Source organism: Micromonospora sp. NPDC005324 (assembly GCF_040607155.1).
GTDB lineage: Bacteria > Actinomycetota > Actinomycetes > Mycobacteriales > Micromonosporaceae > Micromonospora > Micromonospora trifolii.
Genome location: NZ_JBEXGE010000017.1, coordinates 115,037 through 138,539, shown reverse-complemented (window position 1 = coordinate 138,539; position 23,503 = coordinate 115,037). Strand labels below are relative to the sequence as shown.

Below are 23,503 nucleotides of genomic sequence, written 5' to 3'. Positions count from 1 at the left end.
ATCAGAGCGTGGATCAGCATTCGAGCGACATCGTCGACTACTACACGCAGCGCTACCGGGAGGACCAGCGGCTCACCGCCCGCCCGCAGGCGCGACTGGAGTGGATGCGCACGACGCAGCTCCTGCGGGATCTCCTGCCCGGTCCGGGCGCCCGGGTGCTGGACATCGGTGGGGGCACCGGCGAGTACGCGCGGGCCCTCGTCTCCGCCGGCTACCAGGTCCGCCTCGTCGACCTCGTGCCGAGCCACGTCGCGCAGGCCCGCGACGGGCACCCTCCGGTCGAGGCACAGGTGGGCGACGCGCGTGCGCTTCCCGACGCCGACAACGGGTATGACGCCGCCCTGCTGCTGGGCCCGCTCTACCACCTGGTCCGCCGCGCCGATCGGCTTCAGGCCCTGCGCGAGGCGGTCCGGGTCACCCGGCCCGGCGGTCTCGTCGTGGCCGCCGTCATCTCCCGGTTCGCCGGCCCGTTGGACTTTGCGGCCACCGGACGACTCGACGAAAGGCTGCTCGACGAGGCCAGGGCGCTGCTGAGCGACGGCGTCAACGACCCGCGGATCGGGTTCACCCACGCCTACTTCCACCGGGTCGAGGAGATCACCGACGAGTGCGCGGCCGCCGGGCTGACCGATGTCGTCGTACACGGGGTGGAGGGCCCCGCCTGGACAGCGGCGGAGGCGGCGGCGGCGGCGAACGGACCCGCGCACGACGCAGTCTTCGCCGCGGCGTTGGACCTGGCCCGGCTCTACAGCAGCGAGCCGGCGCTGATAAGTGCCAGCGCCCATCTCCTGGCCGTCGGACGGGTTCCCACGCGGTAGCGGGTCAGGCGGTCAGCCGGCGGATGAGCTTGCGCATGCCGGCCTGCCAACCGTCCGGGTCCTCGGCGCGGCGGCGCGCGTAGTCGGCGACCTCGGGGTGCGGCAGGATCAGGAAACGTTCCTCGGCCAGCCCGGCGACGGCCGCGTCGGCGACCTGGTCCGGGGTGAGCACCGCACCGGACGCGGCGACCACCCGGGCGCCCAGGTGACCGTCGGCGAGCCCGTCGGCGAGCATCGGGGTGTCCACCCCCTGCGGGCAGAGCGCGCTGACCCGGATGCCCCGGTCCCGGTAGGTGATGGCCAGCCACTCGGCGAACCCCACCGAGGCGTGCTTCGTCGCTGTGTACGCGGCGTCGCCCACAGCGGTCAGCACACCGGCCGCGGAGCAGGTGTGCAGCAGGTGCCCGCCGCCCCGGGCGAGCATTCCGGGCAGCACCGCGCGGGCCGAGTAGACGTGGGCGAGCACGTTGACCCGCCAGGAGCGGTCCCAGCCGGCGTCGTCGACCTCCACTCCCCCGCCGGTGGTCACCCCCGCGTTGGCGCAGAACAGGTCGATCCGGCCGTACCGCTGCTCGGTGTCGGCGACCAACGAGCGGACCTGCTCCTCGTCGGTGACGTCGAGGGCGCGGGCGTGCGCGACCGGGCCGATGCCCTCGGCCACCGCGCGGGCCGCGTCGGCGTCCAGGTCGGCGACCACCACGGCGGCGGCCCCCTCGGCGGCGAACCGGCGCGACAGCGCCGCGCCGATGCCGCCGGCCCCGCCGGTGACCACCACGATCCGGTCGGTGAGGTTCACGGGGACGCCTCCACGGAGTCGGTGCCCAACCGGGCGATGAGGCTGAGCAGCGCGGTGGTGCCGCCGGTGGTGACCTCGGGGGTGGGCAGCAGCGCGATGATCGGCACGTCCACACCGTTGTCGGCGTAACGGCGCACCTCGGCGCGGCACCGCTCCGGTGAGCCGTGCAGCACGAGCGCGTCGACCACCTCGTCGGGCACCGCCGCGTTCGCGCCGCGCCGGTCACCGGCGGCCCAGGCCGCCCACATGGGCGCGAGCGTCTCGTCGCGGCCGAGCCAGCGGTGGAACTCGGCGTACGCCGGAACGGTGAGGTAGCTGGTGATGAGCCGGCGGCCGAGCGCCCGAGCGTAGGCGGCGTCCTCGGTGGGGCAGACGAAGATCCGGGCGGCGACCTCGAAGCCGGCGCGGCGCTCGCCCAGCTCGGCGAGGGCGCGCGGCACGTCGTCGGCGCTGAGCCAGTTGAGGATGACCCCGTCGGCTTCCGCACCGGCCAGCCGGAGCATCCCCGGGCGCAGCGCGGCGAGCAGTATCGGTGGCGGCACCGCCGGCGGTTGTTCCAGCGTGAACCGTCGGACGGTGAATGTGTCGTAGGCCTCGTCGACGGTCTCGCCGGCCAGCGCGGCGCGCAGGAATCGCAGCACGTCGCGGGTGCGGCGGAACGGCTCGTCGAACGGCACCGCGTTCCAGTCGCGTACCAGCACGGGTGAGGACGCGCCGATGCCGAGCGAGAACCGGCCCGGCGCGGCCTCGGCCAGCGCCGCCGCGCTCATCGCCAGCAGGCCGGGGCCTCGGGTGAAGACGGGTGTGATCGCGGTGCCGAGCCGCAGGCCGGGCTGCCAGGCCGCGGCGAGCGCCAGCGGGGTGAACGCGTCGGTCCCGGCGACCTCGGACGACCAGACGTCGGTGAACCCGGCCCGGTCGAGGGCGGCGTAGGCCGCGTCGTGCTGCGCCAGCGCGATCCCGCCCAGCGGCACCGTCATGCCCCATCGATTCGTCACCGGTCGATCGTGCCCGTTGACGCCGGTCCGAGCAAGATCCCCGGGTTGGGCAGAATCGCCGGTTTCCGGCCGTGCGCGCCGGTGGAAAGTGCTACCACTTCGAGGTGGACCGGACCGACGGCGCAGGCCGCTGACCATGGCTTCCAGGGCAGCGGGACACCTGGAGCCGGTCCCGGCGGCGGCCACGCCCGGCCGGGCGACGTTCCTGGAACTCTTCTTCGACCTGGTGTTCGTCTTCGCGCTCACCCGGATCTCGGCGCGCGCGTTCGAGGATCTGACCCAGGAACCGGGCCGGGAGCACGGCTGGGGGACTGTCACCGGCGGCGGCAAGACACTGCTGTTGCTGCTGGCGCTCTGGGCGGTCTGGCAGGGCACCGCGTGGACGACCAGCCGGTACGACCCGTACCGGGTGCCGTTGCAGACCGTGGTGATCACCGCGTTGGTGTGCAGCATGGTGATGGGGGTGGCGATCCCCCGCGCGTTCAGCGAGACCGCGCTGATGTTCGCGGTGGCGTACGTCATCGCGCAGGTGACCCGGCCGGTGATCCTGTCGATCGCGCTCGGGCCGCACCCGTACCGCCGGTTGAAGGTGCGCATGGCGGTGATCTTCGCCGTCAGCGGGGTGCTCTGGATCAGCGGCGCGATGCTGTCCACCAACGCGCAGGTGGTGCTCTGGTCGGCGGCGCTGACCTTCGAGTACGTGGCCGCCCGCTGTGGCTGGCCGGTGCCCGGCCTGGGTCGTTCGACGATCTCCAAGTGGGAGATCGCCGGGGAACACCTGGCCGAGCGGTACCAGCAGTTCTTCCTCGTCGCGCTGGGCGAGACGATCCTGGTGGCGGGTTTCGCGTACAGCGCGGGCCCGTTCGAGTCGGGGCACGTGTGGGCGTTCGCGCTGGCGCTGGCCACCTCGATCCTGCTGTGGCGCATCTACGTGCAGCGGGCCGGGCGGATCCTGGGCGAGGCGGTGATGAAGGCCCGCCACCCCGCCACCATCGGTCGCTCGGCGGCCGACACCCACCTGCTGATGGTGATCGGTCTCGCCGCCACCGCGATCGGCTATGAGCTGATCATCAATCATCCGCTGGAGCGGATCCCGGGGCCGTGGCTGGCCATGGTGCTCGGTGGACCGGCCCTGTTCCTGACCGGCCGGGCCCGCCTGGAGTACGAGGTGTTCGGGCGGGTCTCGCCGTCCCGGTGGATCGCCGTCACGGTGCTGGTGGCGTCGTCGGTGCCGCTGCTGTACCTGCCCGGTGTGCTCGCGACAGCGGTCGGGGCGCTGGTGCTGGCCGCGGTCGCGGTGGCCGACGCCCGCCGCGCCCACGGCGCCCCACCGGAGGCCGCCACCCCACCGTTCTGAGCCTCGCGCGTCGGTGTCGCGTCGGCGGGGACGGTTACTCTCGGCCGGTGACCTTCTCGCTCGTCGCCCGCTCCGCCGACGGCCGCCTGCATGGCGTGGCCGTCGCCAGTAAGTTCCTCGCCGCCGGGGCGTTGGTGCCGGCCGCCGCCGCCGAGGTGGGCGCGCTGGCCACCCAGGCACATGTCAACCTCGCCTACCGCCCGCAGGGCCTCACCCTGCTGCGCACCGGGGTGGCCGCCGCCGACGTGGTGGCCGGGCTGATCGCCGCCGACCCGGAGCGGGAGCACCGCCAGCTCGGCGTCGTGGGGGCCACCGGCGCGGGGGCCAGCTGGACCGGGCCGGCCTGCCATCAGTGGGCCGGCGGGCGGACCGGCGACGGTTGGGCCGCGCAGGGCAACGTGCTCACCGGCCCGGAGGTCGTCGACGCCCTCGGCGAAGCCTGGCTGACGGGAGCGGCGCTGCCGTTCTCCGAGCGGCTGGTCGCGGCGCTGCGGGCCGGTGACGAAGCCGGTGGCGACCGGCGTGGCCGGCAGAGCGCCGGCCTGCTGGTGGTCGAGCGCGGCGGCGGGTATGGCGGCACCAGCGACGTGGTGGTGGACCTGCGCGTGGACGACCACCCGGACCCGGTCGCCGAGCTGGGTCGCCTGCTCACGGTGCACACCATGCTGTTCGGCCGACCCGACCCGGCGACCCTGCTCGACCTGAGCGGCGCGGTCGCCGCCGAGGTGGCGGCGTTGCTCGGCGCGCTGGGCCATCCGGTGCACGGGGACGGCACAGAAGCGGCGTTGATCTCCTGGGCCGGGTTGGAGAACCTGGAGGAGCGGCTGGTGCCCGGGAGGATCGACCCGGTGGTGCTGACGCACCTGCGCGGTGTCGCCCCGCACGTCCCCGCCCCCCGCGCCGCGAGCTGACTGGTCGGCGCCGGCAGCAGAGGGCAAGCAGCGCGCGAACGGCTGCGGTTCCGGATGACCCGGGGTCAGCGGCCGAAGGCGAGCCAACGGAAGCCGGCGGCGGCGATCGCGGCCCGTTCCGGGGCGGTCAGCACCGCCCGCCCGGTGGCTTTGCGGATCACTGTCAGCCGGTCCCAGCTCAACCCGGCCGGTGCCGGTCGTCCGCCGGTGAGCAGCTCGGCGATGACCTCGGCCGCCGGTGGGGTGAGCCACGGGGGTCGGCCCAGCGCGGCGGCCAGATCCAACCCGTGCACACCCACCTCGACCACCCGGGTCCGCAGGAACTCGCCGAGGCGCATCGCGTCGCCGTGCCGGGTTCGCACCACCCGGTCGGGCGGCGCGGCGGCGACCGCCGCCTCGGTGGCCCGCCAGGCCCTGTCGAACTCGGTGGCCAGCGCCGCCCGGTCCACCTGTAGCGCCTCTCTTTGCCCGCCGGCGATCCGGTCGGCGTCGACCTCTGCGGTGAACTTCGCCGCGCCGAAGTAGCCGGCGGCGTCGACCTCGGCGCGGGGCGGGGCGGGCGCGGCGAGCATGTCGGTCAGTCGGCCGACCCCGGTGCGGGTGTGCGCGATCAGGTCCCGAACGTTCCACGGAGGGCAGTCGGTGGGCCGGCTCAGATCATCGTCGGTCAGCTCGGCCAGGATCTCGGTGAACCGCGCGCACTCGGCGGAGAACGCCGCCCGGACCGGTTCCACCGGACGGCTCAGCCCTTGACCCGGGGCACCAGCCGGTGCACGACGGTGAGCGCCAACGCCATCACCACCGCCATCGTGCCGGCGATCCCGGCGGCGCTGCCCGCGTACCCGACGAACAGGGGGCGGCGGGCCAACTCCTCCGGCCCGGTGTCGCGCAGGTCGAGCAGCCAGGACAGGGAGAGCCCGCAGGCCACCAGGGCGAGCACACCGCCGAGCCCGAGCACCAGCGCCGCGACCCGGTGCGCGTCGCCGGGGGCGATCTCGGCCTGCTCCCGCTGGGCGACCAGCAGCAGCAGACCGGCCAACGCCGCCCACACACCCACCACGAGGTACGCGGCGACCGCGTCGCTGGGCCGGTGCCATCCGGCGGAGAGGGTGGCGACCCCGGCGACGGCGGCGTACCCGGCACCGATGAAGGCACCGACGGCCCGCACCTTGCGCGGCAGCACGAGCATCAGCGCGACCGCCACCGAGGCGGCCACCGTGGCGTGCCCGCTCGGGAGGCTGTTGCCCACCGCGGCGCGTTCCGGGTCGACGCCGTAGTCGGGCCGGTTCAGCCCGTACTTGAGCAGCTGGGTGGTGACGTTCGCTCCGGCGATCAGCAGGGTCGCGGTGATCGCCAGGGCGATGCGCCCCCGGATCAGCGCGATGAACCCGATCATCGCGGTGACGGCCAGCAGCGAGACCACCGACATCGCGTTGAGGATCTTGTCGACCGGACCGTCGATGGCGTCCTGCCCGATCCGGTTGCCGGTGAGGGCGACAGTGTCCACCCACTGACCGATCTCGAGGTGCACGGCCACCCGCCACACGGCGAGGAAGGCAGCCGCCTGGACGAGGGCCAGTACGACCAACCAGACCGCGGTCCAACCCCGTGCCGTCGCGCGCATCCGCACACCGTAGCGGCAGGTGTCGGCGGTCCGACCGGTGGCCCGCCGCCGATCGCCGGTTAGGTTGTGCCGGAGGCGAGGAGGCGGTGGTGAGCGGAACACCGGAGCGCGACAGCGGCCCTGACGAACCCGGTCCCGAGCTGCGTGAAGGCGACGACCCGGGGTCGGCAGGGCCGGTACGGGCCGAGTCGCTGACGGATCTGCTGGGCGGGCGAGGCGGTGCCATCGACGCCACCCTGCCGCCGCTGGCGTTCGCGGCGGGCTGGCTGCTGGGCGGCGAGTCGCTGTGGGGTGGGGTCGGTGCGGCGCTGGCCGTGGGCGCGGTGGTGGCCGGCGTACGGCTGCGTCGGGGTGACCGGCCGCGCTCGGTGCTGATCGGGCTGCTGGCCGTCTGCGTCGCGGCGTTGATCGCGGTGCGCACCGGCCGGGCCGAGAACTTCTTTCTGATCCAGGTGCTGTCCAACGCCGCGAGCGCTCTGGCGTGGACGGTCAGCATCGTGGTGCGGTGGCCACTGCTGGGTGTGCTGGTCGGCGCGGTGCTGGGCCAGCGGGCCGGGTGGCGGCGCGACCCGGCGCTGCTGCGCGGGTACGGCCGGGCCAGTTGGGTGTGGACGGCGACCTACCTGCTGCGGCTCGCCCTGTTCGTGCCGCTCTACCTGAGCGGCCAGGTGCTCGCGCTGGTGGTGGCCCGGGTGGCGCTGACCTGGCCGCTGGTCGCGGCGGCGCTGGCGCTGAGCTGGGTGGTGCTGCGGCGTTCGCTGCCGGCCGGACACCCGGGGCTGCGGCACCCGGTCACGCGGCCCCGCTGAAACCCGCCCGGCGCTGCCGGGCTCGGGGCAGAGAACGGCCGGGCTCGGGGCAAATAAGTGGAGAGGCCGCCACGGGGGGAGCGGCCTCTCCGGTGACGTACGTTACTCCGTCACGGACCTCGGTGTGATCCCGCGACGGCCCGAATTTCTGGGCTTTTTCGCGGCTGGCTCCAGTCCGGGCGGTGGGGTGGGCCAGCCGATCCGCTGCGTCGGCCAGATGGCCGGCCCACCCCGGCCTGACCGTAGGTGTCAGGCCGTCCGCCAGCCCCGGTCCGTCGTTCCCCGGACCCGGGCCGGACCCCGGGGTGGGCGGTCCACGCCACCCACCCCGGGTCGCCTCAGCCGTTCGGGAACAGGCTGCCGTAGTCGGCGTACGCCATGGCGACGTCAGCCTGCGCCCAGAACCGGTGGTAGTTGAAGCTCGGCTCCGCACCACCGTCCAGGTACACCTGCACCTTGGGCCAGTCCGGGTCGTTCTTGTAGAAGGACCGGATGTCGAGGAAGCTCTTGCCGGCGGCGATGGTGTCGCCGTTCGGCATCTTCCCGGTCCAGCCCGACGGGACGTAGAGGCCCTGCCCGGTGGACGCGTTGTAGACGTCGTCGAAGCGCCGGTAGTCGCCACGCTTCTCGGTGGTGGAGACACCCTTGGCGTCGCTGGCGGCCGACAGCGCGTCGAGCAGCCCCTTGGCGGTGTTCTTGGCCGCCACGTTGCCCGACTTGGCCGCGTACGCGATCAGGATCCGGGCGTAGGCGGCGGTGACACCGACGTCCTGGCCCTTGCTGATGACCTCGACGTGCAGGCCGGTGTTGGGCTGCGGGTTGGACGGGTTCCAGGTGGTCGGCTGGCCGGTCCACGCCATGTCCGACGGGATCGACCAGTTGGTGCCGAGGGTGGTGTTGGCGATCGCCCAGGGCACCCACTTGTCCAGCAGGGCCTTGGCCTTCGCGTTGCCGGTCTGCTGGTACAGCTCGGCGATGCGCTGCATCGACCAGGCCTGCATACCGAACCACTGGTTCGACGGCGGGTCGTTGTAGACCGGGTCGACGTCGTAGAACATGCCGTAGAAGGTGCTGGTGCCGGCCGGCGGCTGGGCGTAGCTACCGTCCCAGCTGTTGGTGGCGCCACCGGCGATGCCGCCCTCGGCGGACTGCAACCAGGTGTAGAACTCCAGCTGCCGCTCGAAGCTCTTGGTCCAGTCGGCGACAGCTGTCGACGACTGCGGCTTGAGCTCGGGGGTGTTGGTCAGCGCCCAGGCCGCGAACGGGTTCTGGTAGCCGAAGTGGTTGTGGCTGGAGCCAATCCGCCAGGACCAGTTCTGGCTGGCGTCGTACGCGCCGCCCCAGGCGTAGTACCAGGACAGCAGGTAGTGCGCCGAGTCCTTGCCGCTGCCGGCGGGGCAGGTGCTGGCCCCGATGCAGTTGCCGATCTTCTTGAAGTACTTGTCGAACATCGCGTACCGCAGGTAGTCGCCCATCTTCGCGGCCTTGGCGATGGTGGCCGCGACGTCGGCCTGCTTGTTCTGTGCCTTGGACCAGGTCAGCGCCCAGTACGCGGCCTGCACGGCGCGGGCGTCGGCGTCCGGGGCGTTCGTGTACTTCCACTGCTTGGCGGGGGCGCCGGTGTCCTTGACGAACAGGTCGAGGTAGCCGTACTGACCGCCGTGCTTGAAGGTGTCGCAGGAGGGTTGCGGGACGGTTTCCCACACCGACTCCTGCGTGCCCCGCTGGAAGGTGTTGATGTAGGCCGGCTTGGTGGTGCCGTCACCGCAGCGGCCGAAGCCGTAGGTGTTGTCGACGTCCATCAGCCAGTGCATGCCGTAGATGTCGCCGGTGCCGTAGGTAGACTGCAACTCCGAGCGCAGCGGGTCCTGGCCGACCGGGACGTTCGGGTTCAGCGCCGACGGGTACTGGCTGGGCAGGTTGTACTCCGCGGCGTACTGCGGGGTGCCGGCGGAGCCGGCGGTCGGCTGGTCGGCGTGCGTGGGGATGATGTATTTCTCCATCACCGTCCAGGCGTTGTTGAACGGCGCCCAGTTCTGGGTGACCTTGCCGTAGTAAGCCTCCAGCCAGAGCCAGAAGCTGAACGCCTCCGAGGTGGTCTCGTGGCCGTGGTCGGGCGCCTCGACGATCAGCGTCTCGACCGAGTGGTACGGCACGCCCTCCGGGCTGAAGTAGCCCGAGTTCTTGATCTTGCCGTACTGCTCGAGGAACTTCGCGGTGTAGGCGTTGTCGCCGCCCGGGGTGTCGTTGTCGATCTCGGTGGCGCTGACCGTCAGCGAGGCGAGACCGGTGGCGGAGGCGGTGATGGTGGCGGCGCCGCCGACGGTGTCGGTGTCCTCCGCCGCGGCGACCGTGACGGTGACCCCGGTGTTCCAGTTGCTCGGGGTCAGCGTGGCGGTGGCCGGCGAGACAGTGACATCGGTGTCACCGGTGCGGGTGAGGGTGACCGGCACGTTGGCCGTCGGGGCGGCACTGAGCTTGAGGTTGAAGGTGGCGCTGCCACCCTCGGCGACGCTCACCGCGGACGGCGTGGCGACCAGTGTCGGGCCGGTGGCAGCGCCGACGGTGAACGCCTTCTCGTCGACCCCGATGCCGTTGGCGTTGTCGTACGCCTTGGCCTGGACGGTGTAGCTGCCGGCCGGCAGGTCCTCCTGGGTGTACGTGTACGGGGCGGAGGTGTCGGTGTTGATCAGCAGGCCGTTGCGGTAGAACTCGACCCTGCTGATCGTCCCGTCCGGGTCGCTGGCGGTGGCGGTCAGCGGCACGTCGGCCGGCGCGGTGAACGGCCCGCTCGGCAGGCCGAGGGAGACCGTCGGCGGCTGGTTGGCCGGGGTGCCGTTGCAGGGGGTGCCGTTCAGTGTGAACGCGGTGGGCTTCGGGTTGCTGCCCGAGTGGGCGCCGTTGAAGCCGATGGTGGTGGAGGCCCCGGTGCCGAGGTTGCCGTTGTACGACTCGTTGGTCGCGGTGACCTCGCTGCCGGACTGGCTGAATTTGGCCGACCAGCCCTGGGTGACCCGTTGACCACTGGTCGGGAAGGTCCACTTGAGCGTCCAGCTGCTCACCGGGTCACCCAGGTTCTTGATGGTGACGTTCGCGGTGAAGCCGGTGTTCCAGTCGTTGGTCGCGTAGACCACGTCGCAGGCGGGTGCGGCCTGCGCGGCGCCGGCAGGCAGTGTCACCCCGCCGATGGCGAGCAGCGCGGCGGCGGCGAGCGCCACGCGGCGGCGTATTGCCAGTTGTCTCATGTGCGCGGTGTCTCCTCGGACCAGGCCGGGATGCTGCCCCGGCGAGGCGCCTGCCCGCGAGGGTGGTGGTCCGCGGGGATGTCGAGGCGCCGGGAAGGTGGTCTTCCCCGGGCCCGGCCGGGGTAGGGCGGTGCGGCCCGCACGGGAGGGGGTCCCGCCGGCTGCGCTCGGGTGACCGTGACCGGGAGCTGGTGCTGCCGGTTGCCCTCGGTGGACCCGCACTCACGCGATGTGGCTCCTGTCGCGTCGAATCGACAGTCTGCCATGGAAGCGCTCCCACAACAAGCGCACGGAGGGCCGGATCAGCTCCTTGTTTCGATCTCGTTTTGGGTCTTTCACAAAGACGTGACGGGGGTTACAGTCGCAACATCGGTCGATGGGAGCGCTTCCATCGACAAGGTTCCAACAAGAAGATCGCTGGGGTCGTCTCTGACGAGCCCAGGGAACCAGACCGAGGGCCGACGACGGGCCAGCCCGGACGCCGTCGTCAGCCATCGTCCCACCACAGGGAGGGAGGTGGAACCAGAGCCACTCGCGTGGCCCGGCTCCCGCGCGACACGCACGGCAGGACCCAAATTCCGCCCGTGTGTGTGCAGTTACGGTGGGGACGGGGGTTGCCCTCCCCCGTCCCCACACTAAACCCCCGTACACGATAGGAAAAGAGGCCGACGGGACAGGCGCGCCGCGCCGCCCGGACGGCCTCGTTCGCTGCTCGGGGCCACACACCCGCCTCCCATCAGCCAGCGCCGGCCGTCCTGACGGCCGGCTGACCGGCCGGCAGCGTCTGCCCTATCATGGGAGCGCTCCCGAATCCTTCGGCGGTGACCCCGTATCCATGAGGAGAATCCATGTCGATACCTATTGGGCCCGCCGGCCCGCTGCGCTTCCCGGACAACTTCGGCTGGGGCGCGGCCACCTCCGCGTACCAGATCGAGGGCGCCACCAAGGAGGACGGGCGCGGCGAGTCGGTCTGGGACACCTTCAGCCGCGTCCCAGGTCGCACCCGCAACGGCGACACCGGCGACGTGGCCATCGACCACTACCACCGCTACGCCGAGGACCTCGACCTCATGCGCGACCTCGGGTTGCGCAGCTACCGCTTCTCCATCTCCTGGCCCAGGATCCAGCCCGACGGCACCGGCACGCCCAACCAACGCGGCCTCGACTTCTACCGCCGAATCCTCGACGGCCTGCACGAGCGCGGAATCACCCCGATGGCCACCCTGTTCCACTGGGACCTCCCGCAGGCGCTCCAGGACGCCGGCGGCTGGGAGTCACGCGACACCGCCCACCGCTTCGCCGACTACGCCGACGTGGTCTTCCGCGCCCTCGGCGACCGGGTGCCGGCCTGGCTCACCATCAACGAACCCAAGACCGTGGTGCAGAACGGCTATCTCACCGGCCACCACGCCCCCGGCCGGCAGGACCCGGACGCCGCCTACCTCGTCGCCCACCACCTGCAACTCGCCCACGGGTTCGCCGTCGCCGCGCTGCGCGCCACCGGCAGCGACAGCCGCATCGGCCCCGCGCTCAACCTGCACCCCTGCTACCCCGCCGACGACTCCCCGCAGGCTGCCGCGGCCGCCCACCTCTACGACGCGTACGAGAACCGCCTCTACCTCGACTCCCTGCTCAAGGGCAGCTACCCGGAGGACCTGCTGGCCGACCTGGGCCCACAGAGCCGGATGGTCCAGGGCATCCGCGACGGCGACCTGAAGACCATCTCGGCGCCGATCGACCTGCTGGCCGTGCAGTACTACACCCCGATCTACGTCACCGGCGACGGCGGCACCGCGCACCGCTGGGCGACCTCCGAGGCCGAATGGCAGCAGATCTACCCCGAGGGGATGTACGACCTGCTGACCCGGATCACCCGCGAATACGGCCCGGTCCCGCTCACCATCACCGAGAACGGGCTGCCCACACCGGACACCCTGGGCGCGGACGGCACCGTCCAGGACACCGGGCGGATCAGCTTCCTCCGCGACCACCTCACCGCCGCGCACCGGGCCATCGCCGACGGAGTGCCGCTGGAGAGCTTCCACGTCTGGTCACTGCTGGACAACTTCGAGTGGGACCAGGGCTACGACCAGCGCTGGGGCCTGGTCTACGTCGACTACGCCACCCAGCGACGGGTGCTCAAGAACTCCGCCACCTGGTACCGCTCCGTCATCGCCGACGGCGGCTTCTGACCGCGCCGCCACCCGGACGGCCGGGCCCGGACGGCTCGGCTCGGGTGAGCCGGTGACCGTCCGGGCCTCGGCCGGCTCACACTCAGCGGGGCAGCGCCTGCTGCAACTCCGCCCGCAGGGCCGGGGTGAGCATCTCCCCCGCCTGCTTGGCCAGCCGGGCCATCTCGTAGCCCACCACACCGATGTCCGCGTCACCGGCGGCCAGCGTGGCCAGAATCGAACCGTCGCGGATCTGCATCACCAGGAAGTAGCCACGGCCCATCTCGACCACCGTCTGCTTGACGACATCGCCGTCGAACATCGAGGCCGCGCCCGCGGTGATGCTCATCAGCCCCGAGGTCACCGCGGCGAGCTTGTCCGCGTTGTCCCGCGGCAGGTGATCGGAGATCGCCACCAGCAGCCCGTCGGAGGAGACCACCACCGCGTGCGCCACACCCGGCACCCGCTCCGCGAACGCGCTCACCAGCCAGCTCAGGTCCCGCGCCTCCTGGCTCAACGTCGTCACTGTCGTCGTCCCCCTTCGTCGTGCCCCCCGGACGGTGGCACGGGTATCTCGGTGGTGTCCTCAGCCTCGGCGCGCCGTACTCCGCTGTAGAGCCGCGAGAGCATGCCGCCGACCGCCTCCGGGTCCGGGTCGGTGCGGGTCGGTGCCGTCATCGGTTGTGCCGAACGGGTGACCGAGCTCAACTGCGCCATGGGCACCCGCATCGGCAATCCCCGCTCATTGGTGCCGGCGGTCACCGGGGCCGTCGGTGGCGCCGCCGCAGCGGGCACCACCGGCGAGGTCGGGCCCTGCCGCGAATACCAGCCCCCGCCGGCACCGCGAGCAGCGGCGGGGGTCAACACGTCCTCGGCGCGTACCGGCACCGGGCGGCCCTGACGCGGCACGCCGACACCGGGCGGGCGGCCGGCCACCGGCAGGTCCCGTACCCCGCCGTTCAGCACCGGGGCCACGGCCTGCCGGGCGGCCCCGGACTGCGGAACGAGCCGCCGCGCCGCGCTCGCCGCCAGCATCCGCGCCGACGGGGGCGAATCCAGCTCCACACTGCCCGCCGGAGCCAGCAACACCTCGGGCACGGCGAGCCGGGCGACCAGGCCGTCCTCGCCGCCCTCCAACCGCACGCCGACACGCAACCGGGCCGCCAGGTGACTGACCACGAAGAGCCCCATCCGCTCCACCGCCGCGACGTCCGCGGCCGGAGGACTGGCCAGCACCTCGTTCGCCTGCACCAACGCGGCCGGGCTCATACCGAGACCCCGGTCGACGATCTCGATCAGCGCAGCCCCCGCCTCGACCCGGGCGGTCACCACCACGACGGTGTCCGGGCGGGAGAAGGCAGTGGCGTTCTCCAGCAGCTCGGCCAGCAGGTGCACCAACTCGCCGACCGCGTGCCCGACCACGTGCACGTCGGCCACCGACTCGATCCGGACCCGCTGGTACTGCTCGATCTCCGCGGCGGCGGCCAGCAGCACCGCGCCCAGCCCGACCGGCCGGTTCCACCGGCGGGTCGAGTCGGTGCCGGCGAGCACCAGCAGGCTCTCGTCGTTACGGCGCATCCGGGCGGCCAGGTGATCGAGCTTGAACAGGTTCTCCAGCTGGTCCGGGTCGCTCTCCTCGCGCTCCAGGTCGTCCAACAGCTCCAGCTGACGCTCCACCAGCACCTGGCTACGGCGGGCCAGGTTGACGAACATCGCGTTGACGTTGCGCCGCATCAACGCCTGCTCGACGGCGACGGTGACCGCGCTGCGGTGCACCGCCACGAACGCCTCGGCCAGCTCACCGATCTCGTCGAGCGAGCGGACCACCGCCGGCGCGACGTCGATGCGCGGCACCCCGCCGGTGACGGTCTTCAGCCGGTCTAGGGCGTCCGGCAACTCGACCTGGGCGATCCGCAGCGCCTGGCTGCGCAGCATCCGCATCGACCGGGCGACCGACCGCCCGATGAGCAGCGAGATCAGCAGGGCGGCCAGCAGGACGGTGACCACCCCGCCGACGACCAGCAGGGTCGTCCGCAGCTGATCGTCGCTGGCCTCCTCGGCCTGCCGCACGGCGTCGTCGAGCACACCCGCCTCAAGCTGACGCAGCAGCTCCTGGCGCTGCTGGCTGGCCGACCACCACTGCTCCGACGGCAGCACCTGCGGCGACGCGCCGCCGGAGGACAGGCTGCGCTCCTCCAACCCGGTGGCGACCAGGAACATCGGCGACACCGAGGTCTCGTCGTAGCGGCGGATCTGCTCGCTGGTCGCGGCCACCCGGAACGCGCCCAGCGCGGTGAGCTGCTGACCGCGCAGGTCGGCGAGGACCACCCGGTCCTCGGTGCCGTAGGCACCGGCGCGGGCGGCGGCGTAGAGCTGGGCCCGCACCCGGGAGGAGAGCTCCTTGACCCGGGCCAACTGGACGTAGCGCAGCACCGCGTCGTTCAACGCCGGCTGGTTCTGACCGGGCGTCGGCTCGGCGAGCAGGTCGAGCAACGCCCCGACGGCACGGTGGTAGTTGCCCAGGATGGTCTCGGTGCTGAGCACCGCCGGCGGGATCGCCGAGCGGATGTCGACGACCTGGTCGTACGCCTCCAGCGCCTCGGAGAAGGCCACCCGCCAGGACGCGTCGGCGTCCGCGAGTGGCTCGGCGGCCCGGCTGAGGTCCACGATGGCCTTGTCGGTGGCCGCCTGCAACGGCTTCAGGTCGTTCGCGGCGGCCTGCCGGTCACCACCCTTACGCAGCTCACCCAGCTCCCCCGCCGAGCGGTCACGCTCCTGCTGGAGCTGGTGCACCGCCGAGGTGATCTGCCGGCCGATGCCGACCTGACTGGAGAAGTCGTTCAACGCCGTCGTTCGAACCACCAGGGTGCTGGTCTGCACCCCGGCGAGCAGGAGAAACGCCATCGACGGCACCAGCAGCACGGTGGCGAGCTTCGTGCTCATCCGCCAGTCGCGCAGCCGGAACGGCGACCGCCGTCGATGCGGAACGACTCGGACATCGAAGCGGCGTCGGCGATGGTTCGACACCGCGCCGTTCGCCGGGTCGGGACCTGCCGCCACCCTGCCTCCTCCGTCCTACCGCGTCCACCGCGGTCGGGGGAGCGCAGTCCATCCAACCAGGCTCGGTACCGCTGTCAACGGCCCGGGCGAGGCCGAGGTTCAGGAAGGATACTGCGGGTGGGAACGTCCTGCCGTGGTCGGCAAAACCAGCTCGTCCGTCCGGCCGATGTCGGCGAGCTCGATCGCGTCACCGAAGCGCCCCAGCGCCACCAACGCGGCACCGGTGGCGCCGATCTCCGGGTTGCGTTGATGCGACACCGGTCGCGGTGCGAGCGCTGTCGCGAAGGCCTGCCGCCACCACACCGAGGCGGCCACCGCGCCGCCGCCCAGCACCACGCCGACCGGTTTGTCGATGGTGGACTCCAGCACCCCGAGATCCTCGGCGACCAGCTCACACAAGCCCTGCATCAGCCCGGCCAGGATGTCGACCGAGGTGGTGCCGAAGCTGAGACCGCGCAGCTCACCGCTGCCCGCCGGCGCCAGCCCGGGCGCCCGGTCGCCACCGAAGCGGGGATCCGCCGGCCGACCGCCGCCCGCCGGCACCAGCGCCAGCGCCGCGTCCAGCTCGGCGCCCCGGGGCAACCGCAGCTCCCGGTCCGCCCAGGCGAAGAGGTTGCCGCCGTTGGCATACGCCGCCCCGGTCACCACGTGGTCGTGGTCGACCCGGTACCGCCACAACCGTTCGGGCAGGCGCGGCATCGGCTCGCCCGCCGGGATCCGCTGCATCAGCCGTACGGCCGCGGAGGTGCCCACCGTGACCGCGGCCCGGCTCGGGTCGACGCAGCCCGAGCCGACGTTCGACGCCCCACCGTCGCCCACCGGCGGTGACCACCGGGCCTGCGCCAACTGCGGCCACCGACGGGCCAGGTCGACCCGGAGCCGGCCGTGCCAGTCCAGCTCACCCAGCGGCGGCAGCTCCTCCGGTCGCGCCTCGGCCAGCGTCAGCGCCTCCTCGTCCCAGCGCAGTGTGCGCAGGTCCAGCAGGCCGGTCCCGGATGCCTGGGAGATCGACATGGGCGCCGAGTCGAGCAGCTCGCCCAGCACGTACTCGGGCAGACCCACGAACCGGGCGATCGGGGTGCCGGACTGCTCTCGCAACCAGGGCAACCGCATCGACCAGTACGAACGGTGCCACCAGCAGCCGGTGCGCTGGTGGAAACCGTCCGGGTCGGCCGGCCCGGCGGTGCGCCCGACCGGGGCGGGCCGGGTGTCCAGCCAGGTGACCACCGGGCCCACGGGTGCGCCGTCGCGGTCCAGCGGAAGCACCGAGTGCCACTGGGCGGAGACCGCCACCAGGCCGACCTCGTGCAGGTGCCCCGAGTCGGCCAGCTCGTCCAGGCACTCGACCAGGCGCGCCAGATAGTCCCGACCGGACAGCGTGCCGGTGCCGTCGTCGCCCATGGCGAGGTCGACCTTGCGGCGGGCCAGAGCGCCGGGCAGCGGCTGGGTGTCCGAGTCCAGCACCAGCCCGCGTACCGACGAGGTGCCCAGGTCGAGCGCGAGAATGTTCATCGCCGGTCAAATTACCCCGTGCCAGCCGACCTGCGGGCACGTAGGGTGGATCACATGCTCGCGCAGTTGACCAGTTGGTGGCCCGCCGACCCGGCGGCCATCTCCCGCGCGTAGCTCCATCCACGCGGCCGCCATCGAGGCGGTCGCCGGATCTCCCGGCTCCAGGGCCGCCCGACGGCGGCACCCGGCCCGACGGAGACTCCGATGACCCACCTGACCGACCTGCTCGCCGCCGTCGCGCACGGCGTCGATCCCGGCCCCTTCGCGCTGCTGCGCCGCGAGGGCGCGGACGACCTGGACCTGTTCACCGGCCCGGTCGACACCGTCGAGGAGCTCACCGACCTCCCGCTGCCGGCGGGCCCGCCCGGGGCGCGGACGCTGGCACTGGTGCCGTACCGGCAGATCACCGAACGCGGGTTCGCCTGCGTCGACGACGGCGCCCCGCTGGAGTTCCTCCGGGTCCGCGAGCACCAACGGATCACGCTGACCGACGCCCTCGCCGCGCTGCCCGACGAACTGGTGCGCACCACCGACGCCGGCTTCGACGTCAGCGACGAGGAGTACGCGCGGACCGTGCAGCGGGTGCTGTCCGAGGAGATCGGGCGCGGCGAGGGCGCGAACTTCGTCATCCACCGTGCCCTGCACGCCACAGTGCAGGGCACGCCGCTGGCGGCCGCGCTTGCCGCGCTGCGCCGGCTGCTGATCGCCGAACGCGGCGCGTACTGGACGTTCGTGGTGCACACCGGCACCCGGACGCTGGTCGGCGCCAGCCCGGAGCGGCACGTCAGCGTCGACGACGGACTGGTGATGATGAACCCGATCAGCGGCACCTTCCGCTGCCCCGACGGCGTCGCCGACCGGGCGGCCCTGCTGCGCTTCCTCGCCGATCAGAAGGAGACCGAAGAGCTGTACATGGTGCTCGACGAGGAGCTGAAGATGATGGCCACCGTCGCCGAGCACGGTGGGCAGGTGATCGGGCCGTACCTCAAGGAGATGTCGCACCTGGCGCACACCGAGTACCTGCTCGCCGGGCGGGGCACCCGCGACGTGCGGGAGGTGCTGCGCGAGACGATGTTCGCACCCACCGTGACGGGCAGCCCGATCGAGAACGCCTGCCGGGTGATCGCCCGGCACGAGCGCCGGGGCCGGGGCTACTACGGGGGCGTGCTGGCGCTGCTCGGCCACGACGACGCCGGCCGGCAGACGCTCGACGCCCCGATCCTGATCCGGACCGCCGAGATCTCCCCCACCGGTCGACTGCGGGTGCCGGTCGGCGCGACACTGGTCCGGCACTCGACGGCGGCCGGCGAGGTGGCAGAGACGCACGCCAAGGCCGCCGGGGTGCTGGCCGCGCTCGGCCTCGGGCCGGCGGCGGCCGTCGGCGACCGCGGGCAGGTCGCGCGGCTGGCCGACGACCCGGCGGTACGCGACGCGCTGGCCGCGCGCAACGCACCGCTGGCGCGGTTCTGGCTGGACCAGCGGTCACCGGACGCGCACGGACTGCCCGGGCTGGTCGGCCGCCGGGTGTTGATCGTGGACGCCGAGGACACCTTCACCGCAATGCTGGCCCACCAACTGAGCGCGTTGGGTCTCGCGGTGACCACCCGCCCGTGGCACGCGAGCGGCCCGGTCGACGACTACGACCTGGTGGTCGCCGGCCCCGGGCCGGGCGACCCGGGCAGCGTGGACGAGCCGAAGATGCTGGCGCTGCGCAAGCTGCTGACCGGACTGCTGGCCACCGGCCGTCCCACCCTCGCGGTCTGCCTCGGCCATCAGGTGCTGGCCGGGCTGCTGGGGCTGACGCTGCACCGCCGGGACGCGCCCTACCAGGGGTTGCAGCGGGAGGTGCAGCTGTTCGGCCGAACCCGTCGGGTCGGGTTCTACTCGACGTTCACCGCTCGCGCCGAGACCGACCGGCTGACCACCGCGTACGGGCCGGTGGAGCTGGCCCGGGACCCTGGCGACGGCGCCGTGCACGCCCTGCGGGGGCGCGGCTTCGCCGGGGTGCAGTTCCACGCGGAGTCGGTGCTCAGCCCGGACGGGCTCGCCGTGCTCAGTCAGCTGGTTACCGAGTTGCTGCCCGCCCCGCGCCCGGACGAGCTGTCCGCGACGCGCGGAGGCGCATAGTCGCATTGCCCCGGGGGTAGGGCTGAATGGACCGGCGGCGCGGACGGGCCGAGAGCCCCCGCCCGCGCCGCCGGTCGCCCTCGTCCGTCAGCCGCTCAGCCGGCCAGGCCCGCCTTCAGCGCGGCCCCCAGCAGCACCGCGCGCCGGGCGGTGAGCGCGCACGCCCCGAGCGCCACGGCGTCCGGCGGGATCTCCCCGTTGTTGCTGGTGTGCGAGGCGCCGTACGGGTTACCGGCGATGAACTGACTGCTGTCGGTGTAGCCAGGGGCGACCACGACGCCACCCCAGTGGTAGAAGACGTTGAAGAGCGAGGTCAGGGTCGTTTCCTGCCCGCCGTGCACGGTCCCTGACGAGGTGAACGCGGCGTAGACCTTGTTGACCAGCGTGCCCTGGCTCCAGAGGGGGCCGGTGGTGTCGATGAACTGCTTCAGCTGCGCGGCGACCATGCCGAATCGGGTCGGCGCGCCGAAGATCGCCACATCCGCCCAGGACAGGTCGTCGATCATCGCCTCGGGCACGTCCTGGGTCTCCAGGTGATGGGCATGCCAGCCGGCGTTCGATTTGATCGCCTCGTCCGGCGCCAACTCGCGCACCTTGCGCAGACGCACGTCAGCACCCGCCTCTCCGGCGGCCTCGCACGCGGCCTGCGCCATCTGGTACGTCGTGCCGGTGGCGCTGTAGTAGATCACCGCGACCTTCGTCTGGGCAGCCATCAGATGTCCCCTTCTCGTCTCGGATCAGCTCCCGCGACTACCCGCTGAAGGCGTGCTCTAACGACGGCGCACGGCGCTCCCGTGCCGGTCGGCCGGCTCAAGTTTTCCGCAACTTCCCGGTCGTTGCGGCCCGACGTCACGCGCGGACGACGATCCTGATGCCATCGGTGCCGGCGGGATCGAGCCGCCGCCCCGCACCGGGCACCTGAACGGGGGATCGCGCTCCGCCGGCAACGGCGCTGGCGTAGCGCGATCAGGGGACGATCACCGCTCCCCCGCCCCGCTCCGGCTCAGCGGACCAGGGCCGCCATCAGCCGGTCCAGTTCGGCCGCCGGGTCGACGGTGAGACCGGTGTGCACCGGCCCCGTCTGGATCATCGTGCTGCGCGGCGCGGCCAGCCAGTGGAACCGCTCACCGAGGCGCATCCGGGTCGCCGGCCCGTCACCGGAGCAGGTCCGGTCCCAGGAGTCGAGCACCGCGGCCACCGCCGGCAGGTCGACGTCGGGCGCCAGCGCGCGAACCCGCTCGGCGTCCAGGTGCGTTCGCGCGGCCAGGAAGTCGCGCTGCTGGCAGTAGAGCAACACCCCGACGTTGATCTGCTCGCCGCGCTCGATGCGGGGTACGAGCCGGATCAGCGCGTACTCGAAGGGTTGCCTCATGCCCCGCTCCCCGATGGCAGCCAGTCGGCCGTGCGGGCGACCCGGCGGGACAGGTGATCCAGGTACGCGCCGCGCGCCGCGTCGGCCGTCTCGAAGTCGGCGGCGGTCAACCACTCTCCCGGCACCAGGGCCAGCACCTCGGCGAGCAACTCCGGGGTGACCTGGGAGGCCAGCTCGGCGTCGGCCTCGGCCAGCCGCGACGCGTACGGCGCCAGCACGTGATCCTCCGCGCGGTAGGCCCGGTGCACGGCGGCCTCGGCGCGCGGCCAGTTGTGGTGGAAGTACAGCGAGGCGCCGTGGTCGATCAACCACAGCTCCCGGTGCCAGACGAGCAGGTTCGGGTTGCGCCAACTCCGGTCGACGTTCTCCACGTACGCGTCGAACCAGAGCACCCGGGAGGCCAGCTCCGGGTCGACGGGGTGCGCCACCGGGTCGAAGCCCAGCGCCCCGGGCAGGAAATCCATCCCGAGGTTGGCGCCGCCGCTGTTGCGCAGCAGCTCCTGCACCTCCTGGTCGGGCTCGGCCCGCCCGATCACCGGATCGATGTCGAGGACCACCAGCGGCGGCACCCGCAACCCCAACCGGCGCGCCAGCTCACCGCAGATCACCTCGGCGATCAGCGCCTTGGGCCCCTGCCCGGCGCCTCGGAACTTCGCCACGTAGGTGCCCAGGTCGTCGGCCTCCACCACGCCCGGCAACGACCCACCCTCGCGCAGCGGGGTGACATAACGGATCGCGGTGACCTGGCGAAGCACGCCGCCCACCCTACTGGGGCCGGCCGGGACGAGTGACCGGCCGGCCCAGACCGGTACGCCCGGGTCAGTCGAGCTTGTCGCGCAGCTTGTCGACCTGGGTCTGCAGGCGGTCCACCGCGTTCTCGTTGTTGACGAACGTGGAGATGCCCGCGGCCAGACCGAGGCCGATCAGCACGGCCAGGATGCTGAGCACCAGGCCGCCGATCGACACACCACGACCGGTGACCCCGGGTCGGCGCGCCATCTTGAGGCCGACGATGCCGAGGATGATCCCGATGATGCCGAGCACCAACCCCAGCCAGAAGAGGATCGCCGTCAACACGCTGAACAGAGCGGCCACTCCGAACACCAGGGCGAAGGTCGCCGCGGCGCTCGTCTTCGCGCGGGTGTCCCCCCGATGGCCACGGGACCCGGCCGTCACACCGGCGCCCCGCGCCGGCTCGCTTGCGGCAGTCATGAGATTCCCTTCCGTACGCGCGACGCGCGCACTTCCGGCCGCCGCATCCCCCGTGCGCGGCCCGTTATGCCCCGTCGATCCGTTGCTCTTCCGGTGCGGGCAGGCGTGCCTGCTGCCAGGGATCTCCGGAGGCGCCGGCGGTGAGGTGTCGTTCGTAGCTGGCCACCTTGACGTTGATGAGGTCGAGACAGTCGCGCAGCTGCGCGAACTGCTCAGTGATGTGGCGCTGGTGTGCGCGGAGCAGTTCGAGCCGTTCGGCCTCGTTGCCGCTGCCCGCGCGAACGAGCTGGGCCAGGCGGCTGATCGTCGTGAGCGGCATTCCGGAGGCCCGGAACTTGACGCAGTTCGCCAGCCACTCGACGTCCCAGGCGCTGTAGACGCGTCTGCCCGACCCGTCACGCCGCACCTCGCTGGCCAGCAGACCCTCACGCTCGTAGAGCCGCAGGGTGTGCACACTCAAGCCGGTGCGCTGCGCCACCTGCCCGATGCTCAGGCCCCTGTCCGCCACGTCGTCGACGGTAACCCGTTGACCTAGACCTCGGTCTAGCACCTAGCGTCCGCGGCATGACCCACACCACGTTCGGTGCGCACAGCACGACCGGAGACGTCCTCACCGGAATCGACCTCACCGGCAAGACCGCGGTCGTCACGGGCGGCTACTCCGGCCTCGGTCTCGCCACGACCCTCGCGCTCACCCGGGCCGGGGCCCGGGTCGTCGTTCCAGCTCTCCGGCCGGACGTGGCGCAGCGGGCGCTCGCCGACGCGGCCGGAGTCGAGGTCGAGGTCGACCAGTTCGATCTCGCCGACCTCTCCTCCGTCCGCGCGTTCACCGAACGGTTCCTCAGCAACCATGCCGCCCTCGACATCCTGATCGCGAGCGCCGGCGTCATGGCCTGCCCGGAGACACGGGTGGGACCCGGCTGGGAAGCGCAGTTCGCGATCAACCACCTCGGCCACTACGCGCTGGCGAACCTGCTGTGGCCCGCGCTCACCGCTGCCGGCACGGCTCGTGTCGTCGCGGTCGCCTCGGGGCGCAACCCGGCGTGGCGAATCCGGTGGGACGACGTGCAGTTCGAGCGCGGCTACGACAAGTGGGAGGCCTACACCCAGTCCAAACTCGCCAACGTCCTGTTCGCCCGACACCTCGACCTGCTCGGCAAACCGCACGGCGTCCGGGCCTTCTCCGTCAACCCTGGCTGGATCCGCACTCCTCTGCAACGACACCTCGCCATCGAGGAGATGGTCACCGCGGGCTGGATCGACGCGCACGGGAATTCCGCTCCGGGTCTGTTCAAGTCCGTCGAGCAGGGCGCTGCCACCCAGGTCTGGGCCGCCACGTCACCTCACCTCGACGCGAGCGGCGGCGATTACTGCGTGGACTGCCGCCGCACCGACGGCAGCCCCACCGACGGCAGCGCGGCAGCCCGCCTCTGGGCTCTGTCGGCGGAACTGACCGGCCTCGACCTCGTCAACTGAGCCCGCGTACCGGCC

The 23,503-nt window shown here is 72.4% G+C and carries 20 protein-coding genes; 7 read left to right on the top strand and 13 right to left on the bottom strand.

Annotated elements, in window-relative coordinates; genetic code table 11:
• Positions 1–8 precede the first annotated feature (8 nt).
• Positions 9–818 carry a class I SAM-dependent methyltransferase gene (locus ABZS40_RS19305; protein ID WP_354944569.1) on the top strand — a complete coding sequence of 270 codons (810 nt, stop codon included), beginning with the start codon at positions 9–11 and terminating at the stop codon, positions 816–818.
• A gap of 4 nt (positions 819–822) precedes the next feature.
• Here ABZS40_RS19305 and ABZS40_RS19300 read toward each other — a convergent pair whose 3' ends face one another.
• Both ABZS40_RS19300 and ABZS40_RS19295 read right to left on the bottom strand, forming a co-directional pair.
• A complete protein-coding gene (locus ABZS40_RS19300; RefSeq protein ID WP_354944568.1) occupies positions 823–1,614 on the bottom strand; it encodes an SDR family oxidoreductase in 792 nt (263 codons plus the stop codon).
• Positions 1,611–2,594 (bottom strand): LLM class F420-dependent oxidoreductase, encoded by a 984-nt coding sequence (locus ABZS40_RS19295; RefSeq protein WP_354944588.1) that lies wholly within the window; start codon positions 2,592–2,594, stop codon positions 1,611–1,613. Before ABZS40_RS19295 ends, ABZS40_RS19300 begins: the two co-directional genes overlap by 4 nt.
• A 154-nt stretch (positions 2,595–2,748) precedes the next feature.
• Between ABZS40_RS19295 and ABZS40_RS19290 the strand changes: the two genes are divergently transcribed.
• Positions 2,749–3,969 (top strand): low temperature requirement protein A, encoded by a 1,221-nt coding sequence (locus tag ABZS40_RS19290; RefSeq protein ID WP_354944567.1) that lies wholly within the window; start codon positions 2,749–2,751, stop codon positions 3,967–3,969.
• 47 nt (positions 3,970–4,016) lie between these two features.
• Positions 4,017–4,880 (top strand): DUF1028 domain-containing protein, encoded by an 864-nt coding sequence (locus tag ABZS40_RS19285; RefSeq protein WP_354944566.1) that lies wholly within the window; start codon positions 4,017–4,019, stop codon positions 4,878–4,880.
• A gap of 65 nt (positions 4,881–4,945) precedes the next feature.
• Here the strand turns inward: ABZS40_RS19285 and ABZS40_RS19280 are convergent, their stop codons facing one another.
• Both ABZS40_RS19280 and ABZS40_RS19275 read right to left on the bottom strand, forming a co-directional pair.
• Positions 4,946–5,614: a maleylpyruvate isomerase family mycothiol-dependent enzyme gene (locus ABZS40_RS19280; RefSeq protein ID WP_354944565.1), complete on the bottom strand. Its 669-nt coding sequence runs from the start codon at positions 5,612–5,614 to the stop codon at positions 4,946–4,948.
• Between the two features lie 8 nt (positions 5,615–5,622).
• A complete protein-coding gene (locus tag ABZS40_RS19275) occupies positions 5,623–6,510 on the bottom strand; it encodes a phosphatase PAP2 family protein (protein WP_354944564.1) in 888 nt (295 codons plus the stop codon).
• 134 nt (positions 6,511–6,644) lie between these two features.
• On the opposite strand from ABZS40_RS19275, the gene ABZS40_RS19270 reads away from it, so the two are divergent.
• Complete coding sequence (locus ABZS40_RS19270; RefSeq protein WP_354944587.1) at positions 6,645–7,313, top strand: DUF3159 domain-containing protein; 669 nt, start codon at positions 6,645–6,647, stop codon at positions 7,311–7,313.
• A gap of 338 nt (positions 7,314–7,651) precedes the next feature.
• Here the strand turns inward: ABZS40_RS19270 and ABZS40_RS19265 are convergent, their stop codons facing one another.
• On the bottom strand, positions 7,652–10,558 hold the full coding sequence (locus ABZS40_RS19265) for a glycoside hydrolase family 48 protein (RefSeq protein ID WP_354944563.1): 2,907 nt from the start codon (positions 10,556–10,558) through the stop codon (positions 7,652–7,654).
• Positions 10,559–11,406: 848 nt separating this feature from the next.
• Here ABZS40_RS19265 and ABZS40_RS19260 point away from each other — a divergent pair.
• On the top strand, positions 11,407–12,750 hold the full coding sequence (locus ABZS40_RS19260; RefSeq protein WP_354944562.1) for a GH1 family beta-glucosidase: 1,344 nt from the start codon (positions 11,407–11,409) through the stop codon (positions 12,748–12,750).
• Between the two features lie 82 nt (positions 12,751–12,832).
• Here the strand turns inward: ABZS40_RS19260 and ABZS40_RS19255 are convergent, their stop codons facing one another.
• The 3 genes from ABZS40_RS19255 to ABZS40_RS19245 all read right to left on the bottom strand — a co-directional run bounded on the left by ABZS40_RS19255 (position 12,833) and on the right by ABZS40_RS19245 (position 17,301).
• Complete coding sequence (locus ABZS40_RS19255; protein WP_196925059.1) at positions 12,833–13,246, bottom strand: roadblock/LC7 domain-containing protein; 414 nt, start codon at positions 13,244–13,246, stop codon at positions 12,833–12,835.
• A 5-nt stretch (positions 13,247–13,251) separates the two neighbouring features.
• A complete protein-coding gene (locus ABZS40_RS19250; RefSeq protein ID WP_354944561.1) occupies positions 13,252–15,789 on the bottom strand; it encodes a nitrate- and nitrite sensing domain-containing protein in 2,538 nt (845 codons plus the stop codon).
• Positions 15,790–15,888: 99 nt separating this feature from the next.
• On the bottom strand, positions 15,889–17,301 hold the full coding sequence (locus tag ABZS40_RS19245) for an FGGY family carbohydrate kinase (protein ID WP_354944560.1): 1,413 nt from the start codon (positions 17,299–17,301) through the stop codon (positions 15,889–15,891).
• 204 nt (positions 17,302–17,505) lie between these two features.
• On the opposite strand from ABZS40_RS19245, the gene ABZS40_RS19240 reads away from it, so the two are divergent.
• Positions 17,506–19,428, top strand: a complete 1,923-nt coding sequence (locus tag ABZS40_RS19240; RefSeq protein WP_354944559.1) for an anthranilate synthase family protein — start codon at positions 17,506–17,508, stop codon at positions 19,426–19,428.
• Between the two features lie 95 nt (positions 19,429–19,523).
• Here the strand turns inward: ABZS40_RS19240 and wrbA are convergent, their stop codons facing one another.
• The 5 genes from wrbA to ABZS40_RS19215 form a co-directional block, all read right to left on the bottom strand.
• On the bottom strand, positions 19,524–20,141 hold the full coding sequence (gene wrbA, locus ABZS40_RS19235) for an NAD(P)H:quinone oxidoreductase (RefSeq protein WP_354944558.1): 618 nt from the start codon (positions 20,139–20,141) through the stop codon (positions 19,524–19,526).
• A 290-nt stretch (positions 20,142–20,431) separates the two neighbouring features.
• A complete protein-coding gene (locus ABZS40_RS19230) occupies positions 20,432–20,800 on the bottom strand; it encodes a DUF3037 domain-containing protein (RefSeq protein ID WP_354944557.1) in 369 nt (122 codons plus the stop codon).
• Positions 20,797–21,555, bottom strand: a complete 759-nt coding sequence (locus ABZS40_RS19225) for a HipA family kinase (protein ID WP_354944556.1) — start codon at positions 21,553–21,555, stop codon at positions 20,797–20,799. Before ABZS40_RS19225 ends, ABZS40_RS19230 begins: the two co-directional genes overlap by 4 nt.
• 64 nt (positions 21,556–21,619) lie before the next feature.
• Positions 21,620–22,012 carry a hypothetical protein gene (locus ABZS40_RS19220; protein ID WP_354944555.1) on the bottom strand — a complete coding sequence of 131 codons (393 nt, stop codon included), beginning with the start codon at positions 22,010–22,012 and terminating at the stop codon, positions 21,620–21,622.
• A 64-nt stretch (positions 22,013–22,076) separates the two neighbouring features.
• Positions 22,077–22,520, bottom strand: a complete 444-nt coding sequence (locus ABZS40_RS19215) for a MerR family transcriptional regulator (RefSeq protein WP_354944554.1) — start codon at positions 22,518–22,520, stop codon at positions 22,077–22,079.
• A 56-nt stretch (positions 22,521–22,576) separates the two neighbouring features.
• Between ABZS40_RS19215 and ABZS40_RS19210 the strand changes: the two genes are divergently transcribed.
• Positions 22,577–23,488, top strand: a complete 912-nt coding sequence (locus ABZS40_RS19210) for an SDR family NAD(P)-dependent oxidoreductase (protein ID WP_354944553.1) — start codon at positions 22,577–22,579, stop codon at positions 23,486–23,488.
• Positions 23,489–23,503 lie beyond the last annotated feature (15 nt).